Source organism: Streptomyces sp. NPDC041205 (assembly GCF_055591765.1).
On sequence record NZ_JBVIZH010000002.1, the window covers coordinates 480395 to 500375 of the forward strand.

General features: G+C 69.4%; 19 protein-coding genes. All 19 read right to left on the bottom strand.

The genetic code is table 11. The annotated features are described in order from the left end of the window. Positions 1–74: 74 nt before the first annotated feature. Entirely contained in the window at positions 75–449 is a 375-nt protein-coding gene (locus tag ACZ6BG_RS09065) for a F0F1 ATP synthase subunit epsilon (protein WP_030361212.1), read from the bottom strand. Between the two features lie 132 nt (positions 450–581). Next, positions 582–2024, bottom strand: coding sequence for a F0F1 ATP synthase subunit beta (gene atpD, locus ACZ6BG_RS09070; RefSeq protein ID WP_289945781.1), 1443 nt, complete (start codon positions 2022–2024; stop codon positions 582–584). Next, the gene (locus ACZ6BG_RS09075; protein ID WP_468998876.1) at positions 2024–2941 is read right to left on the bottom strand and encodes a F0F1 ATP synthase subunit gamma; all 918 of its coding nucleotides are present in this window, start codon (positions 2939–2941) and stop codon (positions 2024–2026) included. The genes atpD and ACZ6BG_RS09075 overlap by 1 nt, the downstream gene beginning before the upstream one ends. 20 nt (positions 2942–2961) lie before the next feature. After that, on the bottom strand, positions 2962–4554 hold the full coding sequence (gene atpA / locus ACZ6BG_RS09080) for a F0F1 ATP synthase subunit alpha (protein ID WP_030361209.1): 1593 nt from the start codon (positions 4552–4554) through the stop codon (positions 2962–2964). Between the two features lie 118 nt (positions 4555–4672). After that, a complete protein-coding gene (locus ACZ6BG_RS09085) occupies positions 4673–5497 on the bottom strand; it encodes a F0F1 ATP synthase subunit delta (RefSeq protein WP_468452439.1) in 825 nt (274 codons plus the stop codon). Continuing rightward, positions 5494–6042 carry a F0F1 ATP synthase subunit B gene (locus ACZ6BG_RS09090; RefSeq protein WP_030361207.1) on the bottom strand — a complete coding sequence of 183 codons (549 nt, stop codon included), beginning with the start codon at positions 6040–6042 and terminating at the stop codon, positions 5494–5496. Before ACZ6BG_RS09090 ends, ACZ6BG_RS09085 begins: the two co-directional genes overlap by 4 nt. A gap of 41 nt (positions 6043–6083) precedes the next feature. Continuing rightward, on the bottom strand, positions 6084–6329 hold the full coding sequence (gene atpE / locus ACZ6BG_RS09095) for an ATP synthase F0 subunit C (RefSeq protein ID WP_016643250.1): 246 nt from the start codon (positions 6327–6329) through the stop codon (positions 6084–6086). Between the two features lie 74 nt (positions 6330–6403). Then, on the bottom strand, positions 6404–7174 hold the full coding sequence (atpB, locus tag ACZ6BG_RS09100) for a F0F1 ATP synthase subunit A (RefSeq protein ID WP_033264375.1): 771 nt from the start codon (positions 7172–7174) through the stop codon (positions 6404–6406). A gap of 276 nt (positions 7175–7450) precedes the next feature. Then, entirely contained in the window at positions 7451–7912 is a 462-nt protein-coding gene (locus tag ACZ6BG_RS09105) for a hypothetical protein (RefSeq protein WP_380847844.1), read from the bottom strand. Between the two features lie 260 nt (positions 7913–8172). Then, positions 8173–9591: an MraY family glycosyltransferase gene (locus ACZ6BG_RS09110; RefSeq protein WP_468998885.1), complete on the bottom strand. Its 1419-nt coding sequence runs from the start codon at positions 9589–9591 to the stop codon at positions 8173–8175. Between the two features lie 102 nt (positions 9592–9693). After that, complete coding sequence (locus ACZ6BG_RS09115) at positions 9694–10992, bottom strand: serine hydroxymethyltransferase (RefSeq protein ID WP_468998888.1); 1299 nt, start codon at positions 10990–10992, stop codon at positions 9694–9696. A gap of 159 nt (positions 10993–11151) precedes the next feature. Further along, positions 11152–11856 (bottom strand): arsenate reductase/protein-tyrosine-phosphatase family protein, encoded by a 705-nt coding sequence (locus ACZ6BG_RS09120; RefSeq protein WP_380847853.1) that lies wholly within the window; start codon positions 11854–11856, stop codon positions 11152–11154. After that, a complete protein-coding gene (locus tag ACZ6BG_RS09125; RefSeq protein WP_468998890.1) occupies positions 11853–12500 on the bottom strand; it encodes an L-threonylcarbamoyladenylate synthase in 648 nt (215 codons plus the stop codon). Before ACZ6BG_RS09125 ends, ACZ6BG_RS09120 begins: the two co-directional genes overlap by 4 nt. A 73-nt stretch (positions 12501–12573) precedes the next feature. Beyond that, complete coding sequence (prmC, locus tag ACZ6BG_RS09130) at positions 12574–13413, bottom strand: peptide chain release factor N(5)-glutamine methyltransferase (protein ID WP_468452450.1); 840 nt, start codon at positions 13411–13413, stop codon at positions 12574–12576. 96 nt (positions 13414–13509) lie between these two features. Next, positions 13510–14586 (bottom strand): peptide chain release factor 1, encoded by a 1077-nt coding sequence (gene prfA, locus ACZ6BG_RS09135; protein WP_385712182.1) that lies wholly within the window; start codon positions 14584–14586, stop codon positions 13510–13512. 100 nt (positions 14587–14686) lie between these two features. Beyond that, positions 14687–14911, bottom strand: coding sequence for a 50S ribosomal protein L31 (gene rpmE / locus ACZ6BG_RS09140; RefSeq protein WP_138961823.1), 225 nt, complete (start codon positions 14909–14911; stop codon positions 14687–14689). 172 nt (positions 14912–15083) lie between these two features. Beyond that, complete coding sequence (locus ACZ6BG_RS09145; RefSeq protein WP_468998895.1) at positions 15084–16208, bottom strand: LCP family protein; 1125 nt, start codon at positions 16206–16208, stop codon at positions 15084–15086. A 331-nt stretch (positions 16209–16539) separates the two neighbouring features. Beyond that, positions 16540–18555 carry a transcription termination factor Rho gene (gene rho, locus ACZ6BG_RS09150; RefSeq protein ID WP_468998900.1) on the bottom strand — a complete coding sequence of 672 codons (2016 nt, stop codon included), beginning with the start codon at positions 18553–18555 and terminating at the stop codon, positions 16540–16542. A 388-nt stretch (positions 18556–18943) separates the two neighbouring features. Next, the gene (gene thrB, locus ACZ6BG_RS09155; protein WP_190114341.1) at positions 18944–19861 is read right to left on the bottom strand and encodes a homoserine kinase; all 918 of its coding nucleotides are present in this window, start codon (positions 19859–19861) and stop codon (positions 18944–18946) included. Between the last annotated feature and the right edge of the window lie 120 nt (positions 19862–19981).

Below are 19981 nucleotides of genomic sequence, written 5' to 3' on the forward strand. Positions count from 1 at the left end.
GCCTCAGCCGCGACCAGGTCCGGAAGGCTCCGGTCCTGGCCGCGGCTGAGTCACGTTACGCCGCGCGCCGGGGGTCAGCGCGCCGCCACCGCACGAAGTCGAACGTCGGCGCGCCGCTCGGCGGAGGCGTCGGCCTCCGACTTGGCACGCTCGAACGCCCGCTCCGCACGCTGGACGTCGATCTCGTCGGAGAGCTCGGCGATCTCGGCGAGCAGCGACAGCTTGTTGTCGGCGAACGAGATGAATCCGCCGTGCACCGCGGCGACGACCGTCCCGCCGTCGCTCGTACGAATGGTCACCGGGCCCGACTCCAGCACACCGAGCAGCGGCTGGTGACCGGGCATGACGCCGATGTCGCCGGACGTGGTGCGCGCGACGACCAGGGTGGCCTCGCCGGACCAGACACTGCGGTCCGCGGCGACCAGCTCGACATGCAGCTCAGCAGCCAAGGGTGGCTCCTCGGGTCACCACCCGGCGGTTCAGCCGGGTGTTGGGTCAAATTCTAGTGGGCGTAGGGAGAAGGGCGGACACGACCCCGTGTCGCGGGGTGTACCCGCCCCTCTCCCGATGAGCTACTGGGCTCAGGAGACGCCGAGCTCCTTGGCGTTCTTCTTCAGGTCCTCGAGACCACCGCACATGAAGAACGCCTGCTCCGGGAAGTGGTCGTACTCGCCGTCGCAGATCGCGTTGAAGGCCGCGATCGACTCGTCGAGGGACACGTCCGAACCGTCCACGCCGGTGAACTGCTTGGCGGCGTGGGTGTTCTGGGACAGGAAGCGCTCCACACGACGGGCACGGGACACGACGAGCTTGTCCTCTTCGCCGAGCTCGTCGATACCGAGGATCGCGATGATGTCCTGGAGGTCCTTGTACTTCTGCAGGATTCCCTTGACGCGCATGGCGGCGTCGTAGTGGTCCTGCGCGATGTAGCGCGGGTCCAGGATGCGGGACGTGGAGTCCAGCGGGTCCACGGCCGGGTAGATGCCCTTCTCGGAGATCGGACGGGAGAGAACCGTCGTCGCGTCGAGGTGGGCGAAGGTGGTGGCCGGGGCCGGGTCGGTCAGGTCGTCCGCGGGGACGTAGATCGCCTGCATCGAGGTGATCGAGTGACCACGGGTCGAGGTGATGCGCTCCTGGAGGAGACCCATCTCGTCGGCCAGGTTCGGCTGGTAGCCCACCGCGGAGGGCATGCGGCCGAGCAGGGTCGAGACCTCGGAACCGGCCTGGGTGAAGCGGAAGATGTTGTCGATGAAGAACAGCACGTCCTGCTTCTGCACATCGCGGAAGTACTCCGCCATGGTCAGACCGGCCAGGGCCACGCGCAGACGCGTGCCCGGCGGCTCGTCCATCTGGCCGAAGACCAGCGCGGTCTTGTCCAGAACGCCGGCTTCCTCCATCTCGACCATGAGGTCGTTGCCCTCACGGGTGCGCTCGCCGACACCGGCGAAGACGGAGACACCGTCGTGCAGCTTGGCCACACGGACGATCATTTCCTGGATCAGCACGGTCTTGCCGACACCGGCACCACCGAACAGACCGATCTTTCCACCCTTGACGTACGGGGTGAGAAGGTCGACGACCTTCAGGCCGGTCTCGAACATCTCGGTCTTGGACTCGAGCTGGTCGAAGGCCGGGGCCTTGCGGTGGATCGTCCAGCGCTCGGCCTCGGCGACCGTGGACGGGTCGTCGTTCAGGACCTCGCCGAGGGTGTTGAACACCCGGCCCTTGGTCACGTCGCCGACCGGGACGGAGATGCCCGCGCCCGTGTCGGTCACCGGGGCCTGGCGGACCAGGCCGTCGGTGGGCTGCATCGAGATCGCGCGGACCACGCCGTCGCCCAGGTGCTGGGCGACCTCGAGGGTCAGCGTCTTCTTCGCGCCCTCGGTCGACGGGTCGTCGACCTGGACGTGCAGGGCGTTGTAGATCTCCGGCATCGCGTCGACGGGGAACTCCACGTCGACGACCGGGCCGATGACCCGGGCGACGCGGCCCGTGGCAACGGCCGTCTCAACAGTGGTCGTCATTACTTGTCACTCCCCGCGGTCGCGTCGGACAGGGCTGCGGTGCCGCCGACGATCTCGCTGATTTCCTGGGTGATTTCGGCCTGGCGGGCCGCGTTGGCAAGCCGGGAGAGGTTGTTGATCAAGTCTCCGGCGTTATCGGTGGCCGACTTCATCGCGCGGCGCGTGGCGGCGTGCTTGGAGGCAGCCGACTGCAGCAGCGCGTTGTAGATGCGGCTCTCGACGTAGCGCGGCAGCAGGGCGTCGAGGACGTCCTCCGCCGACGGCTCGAAGTCGAACAGCGGCAGGATCTCGTCCTTCGCCGTGGACTCCTCGGCCACCTCGTCGAGACTGAGGGGCAGCAGGCGGCCGTCGACCGCCGTCTGCGTCATCATCGACACGAACTCGGTGTAGACGATGTGGAGCTCGTCCACGCCGCCCTCGGCCGTCTCCGTCTCGATGGCCTCGATCAGCGGGCCCGCGACAGCCTTGGCGTCGGCGTACTCGGGCTGGTCGGTGAAGCCCGTCCACTGCTTCGCGATCTTGCGCTCGCGGAAGTTGTAGTGGGCCACACCGCGGCGGCCGACGACATAGACGTCGACCTCCTTGCCCGCGGCCTCAAGGCGTGCCGTCAGCTGCTCCGCGGCCTTGATGGCGTTGGAGTTGAAGGCGCCGGCGAGACCGCGGTCGCTCGTGAGGAGCAGCACCGCGGCACGCGTCGACGTCTCCGGCTCGGTCGTCAGCGAGTGCTTGGTGTTCGAGCCGGTGCCCACCGCCGTGACCGCGCGCGTCAGCTCGGTCGCGTACGGCGTGGAGGCGGCCACCTTGCGCTGCGCCTTGACGACGCGCGAGGCGGCGATCATCTCCATCGCCTTGGTGATCTTCTTGGTCGCGGTGACGGATTTGATGCGACGCTTATAGACCCGGAGCTGGGCTCCCATGAGTCAGGTCCCTTCCGTCGTCACTTGCCGGCAGCGGCAGGAACGTCCTCGCCGAGAAGCTTCCCGTCCGAGGTCTCGAACTGCTTCTTGAACTCCGCGACGGCGTCACCGATGGCCGTGATCGTGTCGTCCGACATCTTGGCGCCCTCCTTGATGGAGGTCATCAGGCCCTGCTCCTTGCGGTGCAGGTAGTCGAGCAGCTCACGCTCGAAGCGCCGGATGTCGTTGACAGGTACGTCGTCCATCTTGCCGGTGGTGCCGGCCCAGACGGAGATGACCTGGTCCTCGGTGGCCATCGGCTGGTACTGCGGCTGCTTGAGCAGCTCGACCATGCGCTGGCCACGCTCCAGCTGCGCCTTGGACGCGGCGTCCAGGTCGGAACCGAAGGCGGCGAACGCCTCCAGCTCACGGAACTGGGCGAGGTCCACACGCAGTCGGCCGGAGACCTGACGGATCGCCTTGTGCTGCGCGGAACCACCGACTCGGGAGACGGAGATACCGACGTTCAGCGCGGGACGCTGACCGGCGTTGAACAGGTCCGACTCCAGGAAGCACTGGCCGTCGGTGATGGAGATGACGTTGGTCGGGATGAACGCCGAGACGTCGTTCGCCTTGGTCTCGACGATCGGCAGACCGGTCATCGAGCCCTTGCCCATCTCGTCCGAGAGCTTCGCGCAGCGCTCGAGCAGACGGGAGTGCAGGTAGAAGACGTCACCCGGGTAGGCCTCGCGCCCCGGCGGGCGGCGGAGCAGCAGGGACACGGCGCGGTAGGCGTCGGCCTGCTTCGACAGGTCGTCGAAGACGATGAGGACGTGCTTGCCCTCGTACATCCAGTGCTGGCCGATGGCCGAGCCGGTGTACGGCGCCAGGTACTTGAAGCCGGCCGGGTCGGACGCCGGGGCGGCGACGATGGTCGTGTACTCCAGCGCGCCGGCCTCTTCCAGGGCACCGCGCACGGAGGCGATGGTGGAGCCCTTCTGGCCGATGGCGACGTAGATGCAGCGGACCTGCTTGTTCACGTCACCGGAGCGCCAGTTGTCGCGCTGGTTGATGATCGTGTCGACGGCCAGGGCGGTCTTGCCGGTCTGGCGGTCACCGATGATCAGCTGACGCTGACCGCGGCCGATCGGGGTCATCGCGTCGACGGCCTTGTAGCCGGTCTCCATCGGCTCGTGCACCGACTTGCGCTGCATGACCGTGGGGGCCTGCAGTTCAAGGGCGCGGCGGCCGGACGTCTCGATCTCGCCGAGGCCGTCGATCGGGTTGCCGAGCGGGTCGACGACACGGCCGAGGTAGCCCTCGCCCACCGCGACCGAAAGGACCTCGCCGGTGCGCTGCACCGACTGACCCTCCTCGATGCCGCTGAACTCACCGAGGATGATCGAACCGATCTCGCGCTCTTCCAGGTTCAGCGCGAGACCAAGGGTCCCGTCCTCGAACTTCAGCAGTTCGTTGGCCATGGCCGAGGGCAGGCCCTCGACCTTCGCGATGCCATCGCCGGCCAGGGTGACCGTACCGACCTCCTCGCGCGAGGCCGCGTCCGGCTTGTACGCCTGGACAAAGTTCTCCAGCGCGTCCCGGATCTCCTCCGGCCGGATCGTGAGCTCCGCCATCTGGGTTCCCTGCTCTCCTTGTTGGGCCCGAAGTTTCTTTGGGGGATCTGGGGGCTCCCCCCAGAAACTTTGCATCCTGTGCACGGCCCAACCAGGGCCGTCGATCTTGCTTGTTGAGTTACTGGCCCGCCATACGGCGGTGCGCGTCCTCGATGCGGTCCGCGATGGAGCCGTTGATGACCTCGTCGCCCACCTGCACCCGGATCCCGCCGAGGACCGTCGGGTCCACGTCGAGGTTCAGGTGCATCTGGCGCCCGTAGATCTTCGCGAGCGCCGCGCCGAGCCGCTGCTTCTGCTGGTCCGACAACGGAACAGCGGAGGTGACGACGGCGACCATGCGCTGCCGGCGGTCCGCGGCCAGCTTGGAGAGGGACTCGAGGCCCTCTTCCAGGCTACGTCCACGGGGCACCGTCACAAGACGCTCGACCAGACGCTCCGTGACGACGTCCGCCCGGCGGTCGAGCAGGCCGTGTACCAGGCCGCTCTTGGCCGTGGCGTTCGCGGCCCGGTCGGTGAGCGCCGACCGCAGCTCGGTGCTCGAGGAGACGATCCGGCCGAACCGGAAGAGCTCGTCCTCGACGCTGTCCAGCGCGCCCGACTTCTGCGCGGCGGTCAGGTCGGCGAGGTTGGTCAGCTCCTCCAGGCCGTCCACCAGGTCGCGCGACTGCGACCAGCGGGAGCGCACCATGCCGGCCACCAGGTCGGCGGTCTCGCCGCCGACCTTGCCGCCGAGCAGGCGTCCGGCCAGCTCCGCCTTGGCCTCTCCGGACTGCGCGGGGTCGGTCAGGACCCGGCGCAGCGAGACCTCGCGGTCGAGCATCGCGGTGACCGCGGCCAGCTCGTCCGCGAGCTGCTTCGCGTCGACCGAGGTGTTGTCGGTCAGCGCGTCGAGACGCTCACGCGCGGCGGCCAGGGCCTCGCGGCTGGCTCCGTGCGCTGTCATCGAGTGGCCTCGGCCTTCGCGTCGAGGTCGTCGAGGAAGCGGTCGATGGTGCGGCTCTGCCGGGCGTGCTCCTCGAGGGACTCACCGACGAGCTTGCCGGCCAGTTCGGTGGCCAGCTGGCCCACGTCCTGGCGCAGCGCCTGCGCGGCGGCCTTGCGGTCGGCCGCGATCTGGGTGTGACCGGCGGCGACGATCTCCTCGCGCTGCCGCTGGCCCTCGGCCCGCATCTCGGCGATGAGCTGGGCGCCCTGCTCCTGCGCCTCCTGGCGCAGCCGCGCGGCCTCGTGGCGGGCCTCGGCGAGCTGAGCCTTGTACTGCTCGAGGACGCTCTGGGCCTCGGTCTGAGCGGCCTCAGCCTTCTCAATACCGCCTTCGATCGCCTCCCGGCGCTCGTCCAGAACCTTGTTGATGTTCGGGATGAGCTTCTTCCAGAAGAAGAAGAAAACGATGGCGAAGGCGATGGCGCCGACAAGCAGCTCGGGGCCCGGAGGAATGAGCGGGTTCTGCTCTTCCTCGGCCGCCAGCTGAACCAGGTTGGCGATCACATCAGTGCCTTTCGTCGAACGGGACTATTCGTCTGCGGCGATCAGGAGCCGTAGACGAACGGCATGACGATGCCGATCAGGGCGAGCGCCTCACAGAAGGCGAAACCGAGGATCTGGTTGGCACGGATCAGACCAGCGGCTTCGGGCTGACGGGCGAGCGCCTCGGTGCCCTTGCCGAAGACGATGCCGACACCGATGCCGGGGCCGATGGCCGCGAGGCCGTAGCCGATGGAGCCGAGGGCCTTGATGTCACCCTGGAGGGCGGCGAGCTCGAGAGTCGCGGACATGCCGTTACTTCCTTCTCTTTCTTGGACCGGTGGGGGTTGGCCACCGGGCGCTTAGGGGGTTGCGGGGAGGGTGCTCAGTGGTGCTCGGCGAGAGCGCCCTGGATGTAGGAGCAGGCGAGGAGCACGAAGACGTACGCCTGGACGGCCTGCACGAAGAGTTCGAAGCCGATCATCGCGATGGTCATCACGAAGGAGACACCGGCGGCCGGGATCAGCCAGCTGTTCAGGAGGTACCAGGAGGCGACGGTGAACATCACCAGCATCAGGTGACCGGCGAACATGTTGGCGAAGAGTCGCACCGCGTGCGTGAAGGGGCGCACGAGCAGGTTCGAGAAGAACTCGATGAAGGCGACGAGCCACTTGATCGGGCCGAGCGAGTTGTCGTAGCCGGTGATGTTCTTCCAGCCGCCGACGAAGCCGTGCCGCTTGAACGTCAGGGGGACCCAGACGAAGTACACGATGCCCGCGAGAACGAACGGGTAGGCGATGACCGACGACACCGGGAACTGGGCCAGCGGGATCACCGACCAGATGTTCATGATCCAGATGAAGAAGAACAGCGAGACCATCAGGGGGACGTACTTCTCGCCGTCCTTCTTGCCCATGGTCTCGTACACGATCCCGCGGCGTACGAAGTCGTAGCCGGCCTCGCCGATCATCTGGACCTTGCCGGGGACCATCTTCGCCTTGCCGAAAGCGGCGTAGAAGAAGGTCACCACGAGCGCGGTCGAGATCAGGGCGAGCAGCATCACCTTGTTGAACTCGAACCCACCGACCTCGAAGATCGGCTTGAAGAGGAACGAGTGCAGGCCCGGAGCCGGGAAGCCACAGCCGTTGTCGGACATGATCCGACAGCTCCATTTGAAGGCGAGCTCAGTTTGGTCAGCACTCACCGCGGGCTCCTTCGGCGTGACGCATAGGTACGGCAACCTCGTTGTCGTGTCGGCGCGGCGCGCGGCCGCGGGTCGGCACCGGACTGGTGTTTCGGAAGTGTGAGCGGCGGACAGGCATCGAGCCTCGCGATGGTGCCGGCGTCAGCTCAGATGCCCGCGCCTGCAGTGCCGCAGTTGGCACCGGACGATAGCAGCATCTCGAACGGGCATTTATCCCGGCCCTACCACTCACGTCGTGGACCCCGACTTCTCCGCCTTTTCGCTCTTCTCGGAAGAGTTGGCGGAGGAAGGTTCGGGTTCCGGGTCGACGTAGAAGATCTTGGCCTTCATGTGCGCGCGGGCCTGTGATGCCATCCACACGACGGTCGAGACGGCGAGAGCGAGCGCGAAGACCTTCGGGTTGAACAGGGTGGTGTCCTTGAACAGACCCATGAAGATGAGGAGCAGCAGCAACTGGGCGACGTAGAGCATCATGCCCATCGCCTGGAACAGCTGCGGAAGCGATTTTGCCGTCCGTTGCAGGACGTACACACCGAGTCCCATGAAGGCGACGACGACCGCGGTGCCGACGACAGCGCCGATGGCTCCCTTGCCGCCCGAGACCACGCCACTGACGACGGCGATGATCGCGCCGACGGCAGCCGTGGGCACGGCGCACTGCAGGAGATTCCGGGTGTCTTGAGACGGCATGGCGGCAACTCCGCTTACAGATGGGGGCAGGGTGTCGTCATGGACGAGCGTAGACCCGGTCCGAGTGGGGTCCTCGGGCCAAGAGACCGTCGCACTACGGTCCTTCGGCTCTGTCGCCGGGTTTCGTGAACGGTATCACAAACTATTTGATGAGGTCTTTACCTGTCAGGTGTGCCCGCCGTCACACATGAGAAGTAATCCGCGCGTCTGTGCGCGCGAGCGAGCAAGTTGTCTGGTAATGGGCCGCTTTGTCGATCGCGTCAACGCGACGAACCGGCCTTGCGCCGGTCCAGGAAGCGCGGGCGGGTGCCGAGCGCTGTCGCGCCGTTGACGCCCGCGCCGACCGGACGACGGGACGCCCCGTCCTCGCCTGCGGCCGCGTCGGCCCCAGCGGACTCCCCGGCGCCCTCCCCAGCCGTCTCCGCGACCCCCGCGGCCCCACCGGCACCGGCGGCCACAGTGGCGCCCCGCGCCCCGCACGCGGCCTCGTCGGCCGCCGCACGCGCCGCCCGCCTGCGCCGGTACCGCGGCGGCACGAAGCTCTCCGCCCAGCCGGGGGTGTGCGGAGTGAAGCGGGGCAGCAGGAGCAGGGCGAGGCCGACCGCGCTGAGGGCGACGATCAGGAGCAGGATCCACATGCTCGTGGAGTGCACCGAGTAGGCGACGGTGCCGAAGGCGATGAGGGCCGACCAGAAGTACATGATCAGGACGGCGCGGCTGTGCGAGTGGCCGACCTCGAGGAGCCGGTGGTGCAGATGGCCGCGGTCGGCGGCGAACGGCGACTGGCCCTTCCAGGTGCGGCGCACGATGGCGAGCACCAGGTCCGCGAACGGGATCGCGATGATCGTCAGCGGCATGAGCAGCGGGATGAAGACCGGGAGCATCGCGTGCGTGGCGTCCCGGGTGCCGCCCAGGTTCAGCTTCATCGCGTCCGGGTCGACCTGACCGGTGATGGAGATGGCGCCGGCGGCGAGGACCAGGCCGATGAGCATCGACCCCGAGTCGCCCATGAAGATCCTGGCCGGATGCATGTTGTGCGGCAGGAAGCCCAGGCACATGCCCATCAGGATGGCCGCGAAGAGCGTGGCGGGGGCGGCGGCCTCGATCCCGTACCCGTACCAGATGCGGTACGCGTACATGAAGAACGCCGCGGCCGCGATGCACACCATGCCCGCCGCCAGGCCGTCCAGGCCGTCCACGAAGTTCACCGCGTTGATCGTGATGACCACCAGGGCGACCGTGAGGAGCGTGCCCTGCCACTGGGTCAGGGAGACCGTCCCGGCGCCCGGGATGGGCAGCCAGAGGATCGTCAGGCCCTGCATGACCATGACGCCCGCGGCGATCATCTGGCCGCCGAGCTTGATCAGCGCGTCGATCTCGAACTTGTCGTCGAGGACGCCGATGAGCCAGATCAGCGCGGCGCCGGAGAGCAGCGCGCGCGGCTCGTTCGACTTCGTGAAGACCTCATTGAGGTTCGGCAGGTGGTCGGCGACCAGAAGCCCCGCGCACAGCCCGAAGAACATCGCGATTCCGCCGAGCCGGGGTGTTGGTTCCCGGTGCACGTCGCGCGCGCGGATCTCCGGCATGGCGCCGGCCACGATCGCGAACTTCCGCACCGGGCCGGTCAGCAGATAGGTCACCGCGGCCGTGATGCAGAGCGTCAGCAGATATTCACGCACGGGCTTCCCCACAGGTATCGCTGGCCATCTCAGCACCACACCCTAGCTTCGCGCGCATAAGGTTGGGGACGTCTGGGTAGCGAGGATCGTTGCACAAGTCCGCTACGCGGGTGCCGATCGCCCTCTCCCGGCACTCGGATACGGCGGAAATCGGCCCGCCAGTTCCCGCACCCTGTCCCTGACTTTGGCCTCCTCATTGACCGCGCCCGCGAACAGGGCAGCGATTCTTGCCATTTCACCCTCACCCATGCCCTGCGTGGTGACGGCCGCCGTCCCGAGCCGTAGCCCCCTGCCGTCGCCGGCCGTGACATCAGCGGCTCCGCCGCGTGGCAGCGCGCAGGTGTCGAGGACCAGGCCGGCCGCGGCGAGACGGCCGCGGGCCACCACCGCCGTCACCCCCCGCGGGGCCGGGTCCGCCAGGATCAGATGCGTGTCCGTGCCGCCGGTGCTGATGTCGAACCCCTCCCCCGCGAGCGCCCGCGCCAACACCTTTGCGTTCGCCACGACTTGATGCGCGTACGCCGTGAAGGCCGGTGTCGCCGCCTCGCCGAACGCGACCGCCTTGGCGGCGATCGTGTGCATCTGGGCGCCGCCCTGCGTGAACGGGAACACCGCCCGGTCCACCCGCTCAGCCAGCTCCCCCCGGCACAGGATCATGCCGCCGCGCGGGCCGCGCAGGACCTTGTGCGTCGTCGCGCACACGACGTCCGCGTACGGCACCGGGTTCGGCGCCGCGCCGCCCGCCACCAGGCCCACGGGGTGGGCCGCGTCGGCGATCAAATAGGAACCCACGTCGTCCGCCACCTCGCGGAACGCCGCGTAGTCGATGTGCCGCGGGTAGGCGATCGAGCCGCACACGATGGCCTTCGGCCGGTGCGTACGGGCCAGCGTCCGCACTTCCTCGTAGTCGATCAGGCCCGTCTCCGGATCGAGGCCGTACCCCACGAAGTCGAACCACCGGCCCGAGAAGTTCGCGGGCGACCCGTGCGTGAGGTGGCCGCCGTACGGCAGGCCCATCGCCAGGACCGTGTCACCCGGGCGCAGCAGGGCCGCGTAGGCCGCCAGGACGGCCGCTGATCCCGAGTGCGGCTGTACGTTCGCGTGGTCGGCGCCGAACAGGGCCTTCGCGCGGTCCGTGGCGATGCGCTCCGCCACGTCCACCAGCTCGCAGCCGCCGTGGTGGCGGGCTCCCGGGTAGCCCTCCGCGTACTTGTTCGCCAGCGGTGAGCCCAGGGCCGTCAGGACCGCTTCCGACGTGAAGTTCTCCGCCGCGATCAGCTGCAGGCTCGTCGACTGCCTCGCCAGCTCGCCGAGCACCACGTCGGCCAGCTCCGGGTCCTGCCGCCGCAGCGCCGCGTACGCCGCCGCAGCGGCGGCGGGTCCCGCGTCGGCCGTCGTCATCTCTCCAATGTAGGCCGGGGGTGGAGGTGCTGCGCGGTGGGCGCTGCGCGGGCCCCCAAGCCCGCCCCTTCCCGAAACTGGGGGCGGAGCCCCCCACGCGGCGGAGCCGCACATTGTCACAGCCGGGAAGGGGCGGGACCGGGGCGCCCCCGCGAGGCCCTACGCCCGCGCCGCCGGCACCCCCGTCAGCGCCGTCACCACCGGCTCAAGCGCCTGCTGGATCTCGCCGCCGACGGAGCGGAAGAAGGGGAGGGGGGCGCCATAGGGGTCGTAGACCTCGTCGGCCTCGGCGGAGGGGGCGAGGAGCCAGCCGCGGAGGGCGGCGGCGGCGCGGACGAGGGCGCGGGCGCGCTCGACGATGCCGTCGGTGCCGTCGGGGTCGGGCAGCGTGGCGGGATCTATGGCGCGCACGAGCCGGGTGAACTCCTTCAGGGTGAAGGTGCGAAGCCCGGCGGAGTGCCCCATGGAGATGACCTGCGCCCGGTGGTCCCGGGTGGCGGTGAGGACGAGGTCGGCCCGGATGACGTGGTCGTCGAGGAGCTCACGCCCCACGAACCCGGAGGCGTCCGCGCCGAAGTCCGCGAGGACGGCCTCGGCGTTGGTCTCCATGGGCGCCCCCTCGTGCCCCCAGGTCCCGGCGCTCTCGACGACGAGCCCCCCGGTGAGCGGGTCACCGAGCCGGTCGGTGAGGGCATGCCGGGTCAGCCGCTCGGTGATGGGCGAGCGGCAGACGTTGCCGGTGCTGACGTGGAGGATGCGGAAGCTGCCGGGTGTGCCCGCGGCTCCGAGGGAACCGAAGGACACCGAGTGCTCGGTGGGCTCGCTGCGGCCCGCTATGCCACGCCCCGGCTCAGGGGCCCTCAATTGGCCACCTCGAGGTCGGGTACGACCTTGCGCAGCTCGTCCGCGTCGAGCGCGCCGGCCCGCAGCAGGACGGGCACCTTGCCGGTCACGTCCACGATGGAGGAGGGCACGATGCCGGGCGTGGGCCCGCCGTCGAGGTAGACGGAGACGGAGTCGCCGAGCATCTCCTGGGCGGCGTCGCAGTCCTCCGGCGCCGGGTGCCCGGTGAGGTTGGCGGAGGACACGGCCATCGGGCCGACGTCGGTGAGCAGCTCGATGGCGACGGGGTGCAGGGGCATGCGGATGGCGACGGTGCCGCGGGTGTCGCCGAGGTCCCACTGCAGGGAGGGCTGTTGCCGGGCGACGAGGGTGAGGGCCCCCGGCCAGAAGGCGTCGACGAGCTCCCAGGCGGACTCGGAGAAGTCCGTGACGAGGCCGTGCAGGGTGTTCGGTGAGCCGATGAGGACGGGCGTCGGCATGGCGCGTCCGCGGCCCTTGGCGTCGAGGAGGTCGGCGACCGCCTCGGGGCTGAAGGCGTCGGCGCCGATCCCGTACACGGTGTCCGTGGGCAGCACGACCAGTTCGCCACGGCGGACGGCGGACGCGGCCTCGCGCAGACCGGTCGTGCGGTCGGTCGCGTCGTTGGTGTCGTATCGCCGTGCCATCAGCTGGCCTCCTCGTACACGTACGTCTCGTCGGCGTACATCACGTGCATCGTCTTCTTCGTCGCCGCGGTGGTCACGGCAGCGCCTTGCGGGCGGTCGCGAACCGCGGCCGGTTGTTCAGGTCGGGGTGGTCGGCGGCGTCCGCCCAGCCCCGCTCCTCCGTGAAGATCCACGGCACTTGGCCGCCCTGGGTGTCCGCGTGCTCCACCACGACGACCCCGCCGGGCCGCAGCAGCCGGTGCGCGGTGCGCTCGATGCCGCGGATCAGGTCGAGGCCGTCCTCGCCGGAGAACAGGGCGAGTTCGGGATCGTAGTCCCGGGCCTCCGGCGCAACGTACTCCCATTCCGTCAGCGGGATGTACGGGGGGTTGGAGATGACGAGGTCGACCTGGCCGTCGAGGTCGGGGAACGCCTCGCGCGCGTCGCCCTGGCGCAGGTCGACCCTGGACCCCTCGACGTTCTTGCGGGTCCACGGCAGCGCGTCCGAGGACAGCTCCACGGCGTGCACGCGCGAGCGCGGGACCTCCTGCGCCATGGCGAGGGCGATGGCCCCGGAGCCGGTGCACAGGTCGACGATCAGCGGCTCGACGACGTCCATCGCGCGGACGGCGTCTATGGCCCAGCCGACGACCGACTCGGTCTCGGGGCGGGGCACGAAGACGCCGGGTCCGACCTGGAGCTCCAGGTAGCGGAAGAAGGCGCGGCCGGTGATGTGCTGGAGCGGCTCGCGGGCCTCGCGGCGCGCGATGGTCTCCCAGTAGCGGGCGTCGAAGTCCGCGTCCTTGACGGTGTGCAGCTCGCCCCGCTTCACGCCGTGCACGAAGGCGGCGAGCTCCTCCGCGTCGTTGCGCGGCGAGGGCACGCCGGCGTCGGCGAGACGCTGGGTGGCCTGGGCCACTTCCGCGAGCAGCACGCTGCGGGGGTTCGGGGGTCGCCCCCCAAGGGGTTGCTGCACGCTGGTCCTCCGGGGCTCAGAGCGGATGCGAGCGATTACGTACGGGAGCGGGCCTTATGCGGCGGCGAGCTTCGCGGCGGAGTCCGCGTCGACGCAGGCCTGGATGACCGCGTCGAGATCGCCGTCGAGCACCTGGTCCAAGTTGTACGCCTTGAAGCCCACGCGGTGGTCCGAGATGCGGTTCTCCGGGAAGTTGTAGGTACGGATCTTCTCGGAGCGGTCGACGGTGCGGACCTGGCTGCGCCGGGCGTCCGCCGCCTCCTTCTCCGCCTCCTCCTGCGCCGCGGCGAGCAGCCTGGAGCGCAGGATACGCATCGCCTGCTCCTTGTTCTGGAGCTGGCTCTTCTCGTTCTGGCAGGAAGCGACCACTCCGGTGGGGATGTGCGTGATGCGCACGGCGGAGTCCGTGGTGTTGACGGACTGCCCGCCGGGCCCGGAGGAGCGGTAGACGTCGATGCGCAGGTCGTTCGCGTGGATCTCCACGTCGACCTCCTCGGCCTCGGGCGTGACGAGCACACCGGCCGCGGAGGTGTGGATGCGGCCCTGCGACTCGGTCGAGGGCACGCGCTGCACACGGTGCACCCCGCCCTCGTACTTCAGCCGCGCCCAGACGCCCTGGCCGGGCTCGGTGGCGCCCTGGCCGCCCTTGGTCTTCACGGCGACCTGGACGTCCTTGTAGCCGCCCAGCTCGGACTCGGTGGCGTCGATGATCTCGGTCTTCCAGCCGACGCGCTCGGCGTACCGCAGATACATGCGCAGGAGGTCGCCGGCGAACAGCGCCGACTCGTCGCCGCCCGCGCCCGCCTTGACCTCGAGGATGACGTCCTTGTCGTCGCTCGGGTCGCGCGGCACGAGGAGCAGCCGCAGCTTCTCGGTGACCTCGTCGCGCTCCTTGTCCAGCTCCTTGACCTCGGCCGCGAAGTCCGGGTCGTCGGCGGCGAACTCGCGCGCGGTCTCGATGTCGTCACCGAGCTGCTTCCAGGTGCGGTACGTCGAGACGATCGGGGTCAGCTCGGCGTAGCGCTTGTTCAGCTTGCGAGCGTTGGCCTGATCGGCGTGGACCGAAGGGTCGGCGAGCTTCTTCTCCAGGTCGGCGTGCTCGCCGACCAAATCCTCGACCGCCTCGAACATCGGGGGCTCCTGGTTTCTGCGTGAAGGGGCTGCGGGACGGCAAACGCCGGTCCCGGCCGCCCCCTGGTGAGGGCGGCCGAAGACCGGCGCAGGTGGCTCGCTACTTCTTGGCGGAGCCGGCAGCCTTGCCGAAGCGGGCCTCGAAGCGGGCCACACGGCCACCGGTGTCGAGGATCTTCTGCTTGCCCGTGTAGAACGGGTGGCACTCGGAGCAGACCTCGGCGCGGATGGCGCCGCCGGAGATCGTGCTGCGGGTGGTGAACGACGCGCCACAGGTGCAGCTGACCTGCGTCTCGACGTACTCGGGGTGGATGTCGCGCTTCAAGGTGTCTCCTAGTTTCGGGAGGGCACCGGGTCGCAGACGCGGGATGCGGATGCGTGAACCGGGGCCGACGTACCAGTCTGCCAGGACTGGCCGCATCTGCCCAAACCGGGGTCGGTCCCGAAGTATTCCCGGACCGACCCCGGAGGGGTACGTGTGCGTTCCCCCGCGGGGGTCAGTCGCTGGTGACGACCTTGCCCGCGGCGCCCTTGTCGCCCGCGGACTTGTCGGTGGCGGACTTCGGGATGGCCTTGTCCGCCTTGAGGGCGTCCCAGACCTGCTGGTCGGCCTCTTCGAGGGGAATGACGCGGTTGCGGTCGGCCGGGTCGTACTGGATGGGCAGCGTGACCATCTTCATGTCGCCGGAGCCGATGCCCTTGAGGCCATTGGCGAAGCCCGCCAGGTCCTTGACCGTGTCCAGTTCGGAGTCGGTGGTGATGGCGCTGGTGGCGGAGTCCGCGAGGTCGTAGAGCTTCTTCGGGTTGCCGAAGAGGTTGATGTCCTTGACCTGGTTCATCAGGGCCTTGATGAAGGCCTGCTGGAGCTGGATGCGGCCGAGGTCGCTGCCGTCGCCGACGCCGTGCCGGGTGCGGACCAGGCCGAGGGCCTGCTCGCCGTTGAGGGTGTGGGAGCCCGCAGGGAGGTCGAGGTGGCTGTCCTTGTCCTTGATCGGCTGCTTGGTGGTGATGTCCACGCCGCCGAGGGTGTCGATGAGCTTCTTGAAGCCCGTGAAGTCGACCTCGACGTAGTGGTCCATGCGGATGCCGGACATCTTCTCGACCGTCTTCACGGCACAGGCGGGGCCGCCGACCTCGTACGCCGTGTTGAACATCTGGCGCTGACCGCCCGGGTCCACCTTGCCGTCGCCGTCCTTGACCGCGCACTCGGGCCGGGTGATGAGGGTGTCGCGGGGTATGGAGACCACGCTCGCCTTCTTGTGGCCCTTGTAGACGTGCACGATCATCGCCGTGTCGGAGCGGGCGGCGCCCTCGTCCTTGCCGTACTTGGCGTTCTTGCCGGAGCGCGAGTCGGAGCCGAGGACGAGGATGTCCTGGGAGCCGTTGTCGATGTTCTCGGGGCGGTCGGTGCCGAGCGCGGCGTTGATGTCGACGCCCTTGATGTTGCCGTTGAGCTTGAAGTACACGTAGCCGAGGCCGGTGCCTCCGAGGACGACCACGGCCGCGGCGGACCACGCCGTGATGACGAGCGCCTTCTTGCGCTTGCTGCGCGGCTTGCGTCGCCGGCCGCCCTTGCCGCGGTGCTTCGGCTTCGCGTCGGCGGGGCTGCTCTCGTCGGTCATGCGCTCCTCAGTCCTCGTCGGTCGGGTACCCCCTGCTTTCAGGGCCAGGCATTGGCTTTTCGTCAATTGTCAGACGTGAAAACCGAAAGAAGGGTTGCATAGCACTCTGTGTGCGCCCTGGGGTCCGACCGTTACGCAACGTGTGCATCGTCTAGTACTTTTGGCCCCCCACCTGCGCTTTCGCGGGCACCCGCGCTACCGCCCGTGACCGTAAGAATCTCTTAGACGTGTGGCCAAGGTCTCTCGTGCGGGATCTTGGACGGCCGAAAGGGCCGGTCCCGTCGGATGACGGGACCGGCCCTTTCGGCCAGTGCTTGACGCCTACGGCTTCTCAGTCGTTGCCGTTGCCCGGCGCCGGGGTCGTCTTCTGGATCTGGAGCAGGAACTCGGCGTTCGACTTCGTCTGCTTCATCTTGTCCAGGAGCAGCTCGATCGCCTGCTGCTGGTCGAGCGCGTGCAGCACGCGGCGCAGCTTCCAGGTGATGGCGAGCTCGTCGCTGCCGAGCAGGATCTCTTCCTTGCGGGTGCTGGACGAGTCCACGTCCACCGCCGGGAAGATCCGCTTGTCGGAGAGCTTGCGGTCCAGCTTGAGCTCGAGGTTGCCGGTGCCCTTGAACTCCTCGAAGATCACCTCGTCCATGCGCGAGCCGGTGTCGACCAGCGCGGTGGCCATGATGGTCAGCGAGCCGCCGTCCTCGATGTTGCGCGCGGCACCGAAGAAGCGCTTCGGCGGGTAGAGCGCCGTCGAGTCGACACCACCGGACAGGATGCGGCCGGAGGCCGGGGCGGCGAGGTTGTACGCACGGCCCAGACGCGTGATCGAGTCGAGCAGGACGACCACGTCGTGGCCCAGCTCCACCAGGCGCTTGGCGCGCTCGATGGCCAGCTCGGCGACCGTGGTGTGGTCCTCGGCGGGACGGTCGAAGGTCGAGGAGATGACCTCGCCCTTGACCGACCGCTGCATGTCGGTGACCTCTTCCGGACGCTCGTCGACCAGGACGACCATCAGGTGGCACTCGGGGTTGTTGTGCGTGATCGCGTTGGCGATCGCCTGCATGATCATGGTCTTGCCGGTCTTCGGCGGGGCCACGATCAGACCGCGCTGGCCCTTGCCGATGGGCGCGACGAGGTCGATGATGCGGGTCGTCAGGACGCCCGGGTCGGTCTCCAGGCGGAGCCGGTCCTGCGGGTAAAGGGGCGTCAGCTTGTTGAACTCCGGCCGCCCGCGCCCGGATTCGGGCGCCATGCCGTTCACCGAGTCCAGGCGGACGAGCGCGTTGAACTTCTCGCGGCGCTCGCCGTCCTTGGGCTGGCGCACCGCACCCGTGACGTGGTCGCCCTTGCGCAGGCCGTTCTTGCGGACCTGGGCCAGCGAGACGTACACGTCGTTCGGGCCGGGGAGGTAGCCCGACGTACGGATGAAGGCGTAGTTGTCGAGGATGTCCAGGATGCCCGCGACCGGGATCAGGACGTCGTCCTCGGACACCTGCGGCTCGCCCGCGAAGTCCTCGCGGCCGCGACGGCCACGGCGGTCGCGGTAACGGCCGCGGCGACCGCGACGGCCACCGCCGTCGTCGTCGAAGCCGTCGTCCTGCGGGCCGTTGTCGCGCTGCTGGCGGTCCTGCCGGTCCTGCCGGTCCTGACGGCCGCCCTGCTCCTTGCGGTTGCCGCCGCCCTGCTGGTCGTCGCCCTTGTTGCCGCGGCGGTCGCGGTCGCGGCCGCGGCCCTGGCGGTCGCGGCGGCCCTGGCGGCCCTCGCCGCCGTCGGACTCGCCCTTGTCGCCCCTGGCCTCGGACTGCTCCGCGCGGGCCTCGGCCTTCGGCTCGGCCTTGACCTCGGCGGTCACGGTCTCGGGGCTGCCGGCCTCGGCGGTGACACGACGACGGCCGCGCCCACCTGCGGACTTGTCCTCGCTCGCCGGCTGGCCGGGGATGTCGATCTGCTGCTGGGCGGCCTTCGGCTGCTCGGCCGGGGCCTCGTCGGCCTTGGCGGCCTTCGTCGCGGAGGCCTTCTCGGCGGCCTCGCCGGTGCGCGCCCTGGAGGTGGCGCGGCGCTTCGGCTTGGTCTCGGCGTCCGTGGCGGACGCGGCGGCCGGGGCGCTCTTCGCCGGGGCTCCGCCTGCGGCCTGCGCCTCCTTGATGACCTCGATCAGCTGGCTCTTGCGCATCCGCGCGGTGCCCTTGATTCCGAGGCCCGATGCGACCTGCTGCAGTTCGGCCAGCACCATGCCCTCGAGGCCGGTGCCACGGCGCCGCCGGCCGGCCGAAGCACCGGTGGCAGGCGCCGCGGAGGCGTCCGTGGCGGGCGTGTCGGCAGTCACGCCCATCAGATCGGTGGTGTCGCTCACGAAGGGTCCTTCCCTGGAGCGGACGTCGGCCTGTCTGGCTCGGCGACCGGTTGTGCTGTCCGGCGGTCCCTGGTGTGTGGACCGTGCCGGGGCGGTTGTCCGCCAACGCGGCGGAAGAGTTCACAGATGTGGCGATTCCCGATGCCGGGCCACTGAGGTGCGGTGGTCACTCGGCTCGGTCACGCCGGTTCCGGAGCGTGCTCGGCACTGCTCAGTGCGGGGCACAGAGCAGTTTGGGAGGCTCCCGGAAGGATGGATGTCCCGGACGGGGACACAAAGCACCTCGCCATGGTGGGGTCGGGTGCAGACTTGAGGTTAACACTACCGGATCCAACAAACATTCCCCCTCTCCAAATCCGGACTCCGCGGGTTTGCCGCTGTCACCGTGTCAGGGCGCAAGCGGCAGCACGCTCGCTCCGGTGGCGTCGAGCGCCAGGCGGTTCGCCGCCCAGCCCTCCCCCGCCAGTCGTGCGACCTTGTCGGCCGCACTGTCCTCGGCCAGCGCGAGGACCGTGGGCCCCGCGCCGGAGATCACCGCGGGCACGCCGTCGGCGCGCAGGCGCTCCACCAGGGCGGCGCTCTCGGGCATGGCCGGGGCGCGGTACTCCTGGTGCAGGCGGTCCTCGGTGGCGGGCAGCAGCAGCTCGGGGCGCCTGGTCAGGGCCTCGACGAGCAGGGCGGCCCGGCCCGCGTTGGCGGCCGCGTCCACGTGCGGGACGGTGCGCGGCAGCAGTCCGCGGGCGGTTTCGGTGAGCACGGGCTTTCCGGGGACGAAAACCACCGGAACGATGGAATCGGCCGGATCCATCCTGATCGCGCGGGCCGCGGAGCCGTCCATCCAGGACAGCGTGAAGCCGCCGAGCAGGCAGGCCGCGACGTTGTCGGGGTGGCCCTCGATCTCGGTGGCCAGTTCCAGGAGCGCGGCGTCGTCGAGCTTGCTGTCGCCGCCTATGGTCACCGCGCGGGCGGCGACGATGCCGGCGCAGATGGCGGCGGAGGAGGAGCCGAGGCCGCGGCCGTGCGGGATGCGGTTGGCGCAGACGATCTCCAGGCCGCGCGGCTGTCCGCCGAGCAGGTCGAAGGCGGTCCGCAGGGACCGTACGAGCAGGTGCGACTCGTCGCGGGGCAGGGTCTCGCTGCCCTCGCCCGCGATGTCGATGCCCAGGCCGGAGTCCGCGACGCGGACCACCACGTCGTCGTAGAGCCCCAGCGAGAGGCCCAGGGCGTCGAAGCCCGGGCCGAGGTTTGCGCTGGTGGCAGGCACGCGCACCCTGACGGCGGCGGCGCGGAAGGCAGGACCGGCCATCGCTCGATGACTCTCCTTGAGCTCTGTTTTGTGGAGGACTTGCCGCCTGGACCAGCACACGTCCGGCATGGGACGGCAGCACCCGGGAGCCGTCTCTGCGGACGGCACCACGGCATATGC

What these genes read in the sequence shown, in the direction of transcription:
- atpB (WP_033264375.1), bottom strand. Translation starts at nt 7,174, where the DNA reads ATGTCCGACAACGGCTGTGGCTTCCCGGCTCCGGGCCTGCACTCGTTC.
- atpE (WP_016643250.1), bottom strand. Translation starts at nt 6,329, where the DNA reads ATGTCCGCGACTCTCGAGCTCGCCGCCCTCCAGGGTGACATCAAGGCC.
- ACZ6BG_RS09105 (WP_380847844.1), bottom strand. Translation starts at nt 7,912, where the DNA reads ATGCCGTCTCAAGACACCCGGAATCTCCTGCAGTGCGCCGTGCCCACG.
- ACZ6BG_RS09085 (WP_468452439.1), bottom strand. Translation starts at nt 5,497, where the DNA reads ATGACAGCGCACGGAGCCAGCCGCGAGGCCCTGGCCGCCGCGCGTGAG.
- ACZ6BG_RS09115 (WP_468998888.1), bottom strand. Translation starts at nt 10,992, where the DNA reads ATGACGACGGCCGACGCGGGACCCGCCGCCGCTGCGGCGGCGTACGCG.
- ACZ6BG_RS09075 (WP_468998876.1), bottom strand. Translation starts at nt 2,941, where the DNA reads ATGGGAGCCCAGCTCCGGGTCTATAAGCGTCGCATCAAATCCGTCACC.
- prfA (WP_385712182.1), bottom strand. Translation starts at nt 14,586, where the DNA reads ATGTTCGAGGCGGTCGAGGATTTGGTCGGCGAGCACGCCGACCTGGAG.
- ACZ6BG_RS09145 (WP_468998895.1), bottom strand. Translation starts at nt 16,208, where the DNA reads ATGACCGACGAGAGCAGCCCCGCCGACGCGAAGCCGAAGCACCGCGGC.
- ACZ6BG_RS09125 (WP_468998890.1), bottom strand. Translation starts at nt 12,500, where the DNA reads ATGGCACGGCGATACGACACCAACGACGCGACCGACCGCACGACCGGT.
- thrB (WP_190114341.1), bottom strand. Translation starts at nt 19,861, where the DNA reads ATGGCCGGTCCTGCCTTCCGCGCCGCCGCCGTCAGGGTGCGCGTGCCT.
- atpD (WP_289945781.1), bottom strand. Translation starts at nt 2,024, where the DNA reads ATGACGACCACTGTTGAGACGGCCGTTGCCACGGGCCGCGTCGCCCGG.
- atpA (WP_030361209.1), bottom strand. Translation starts at nt 4,554, where the DNA reads ATGGCGGAGCTCACGATCCGGCCGGAGGAGATCCGGGACGCGCTGGAG.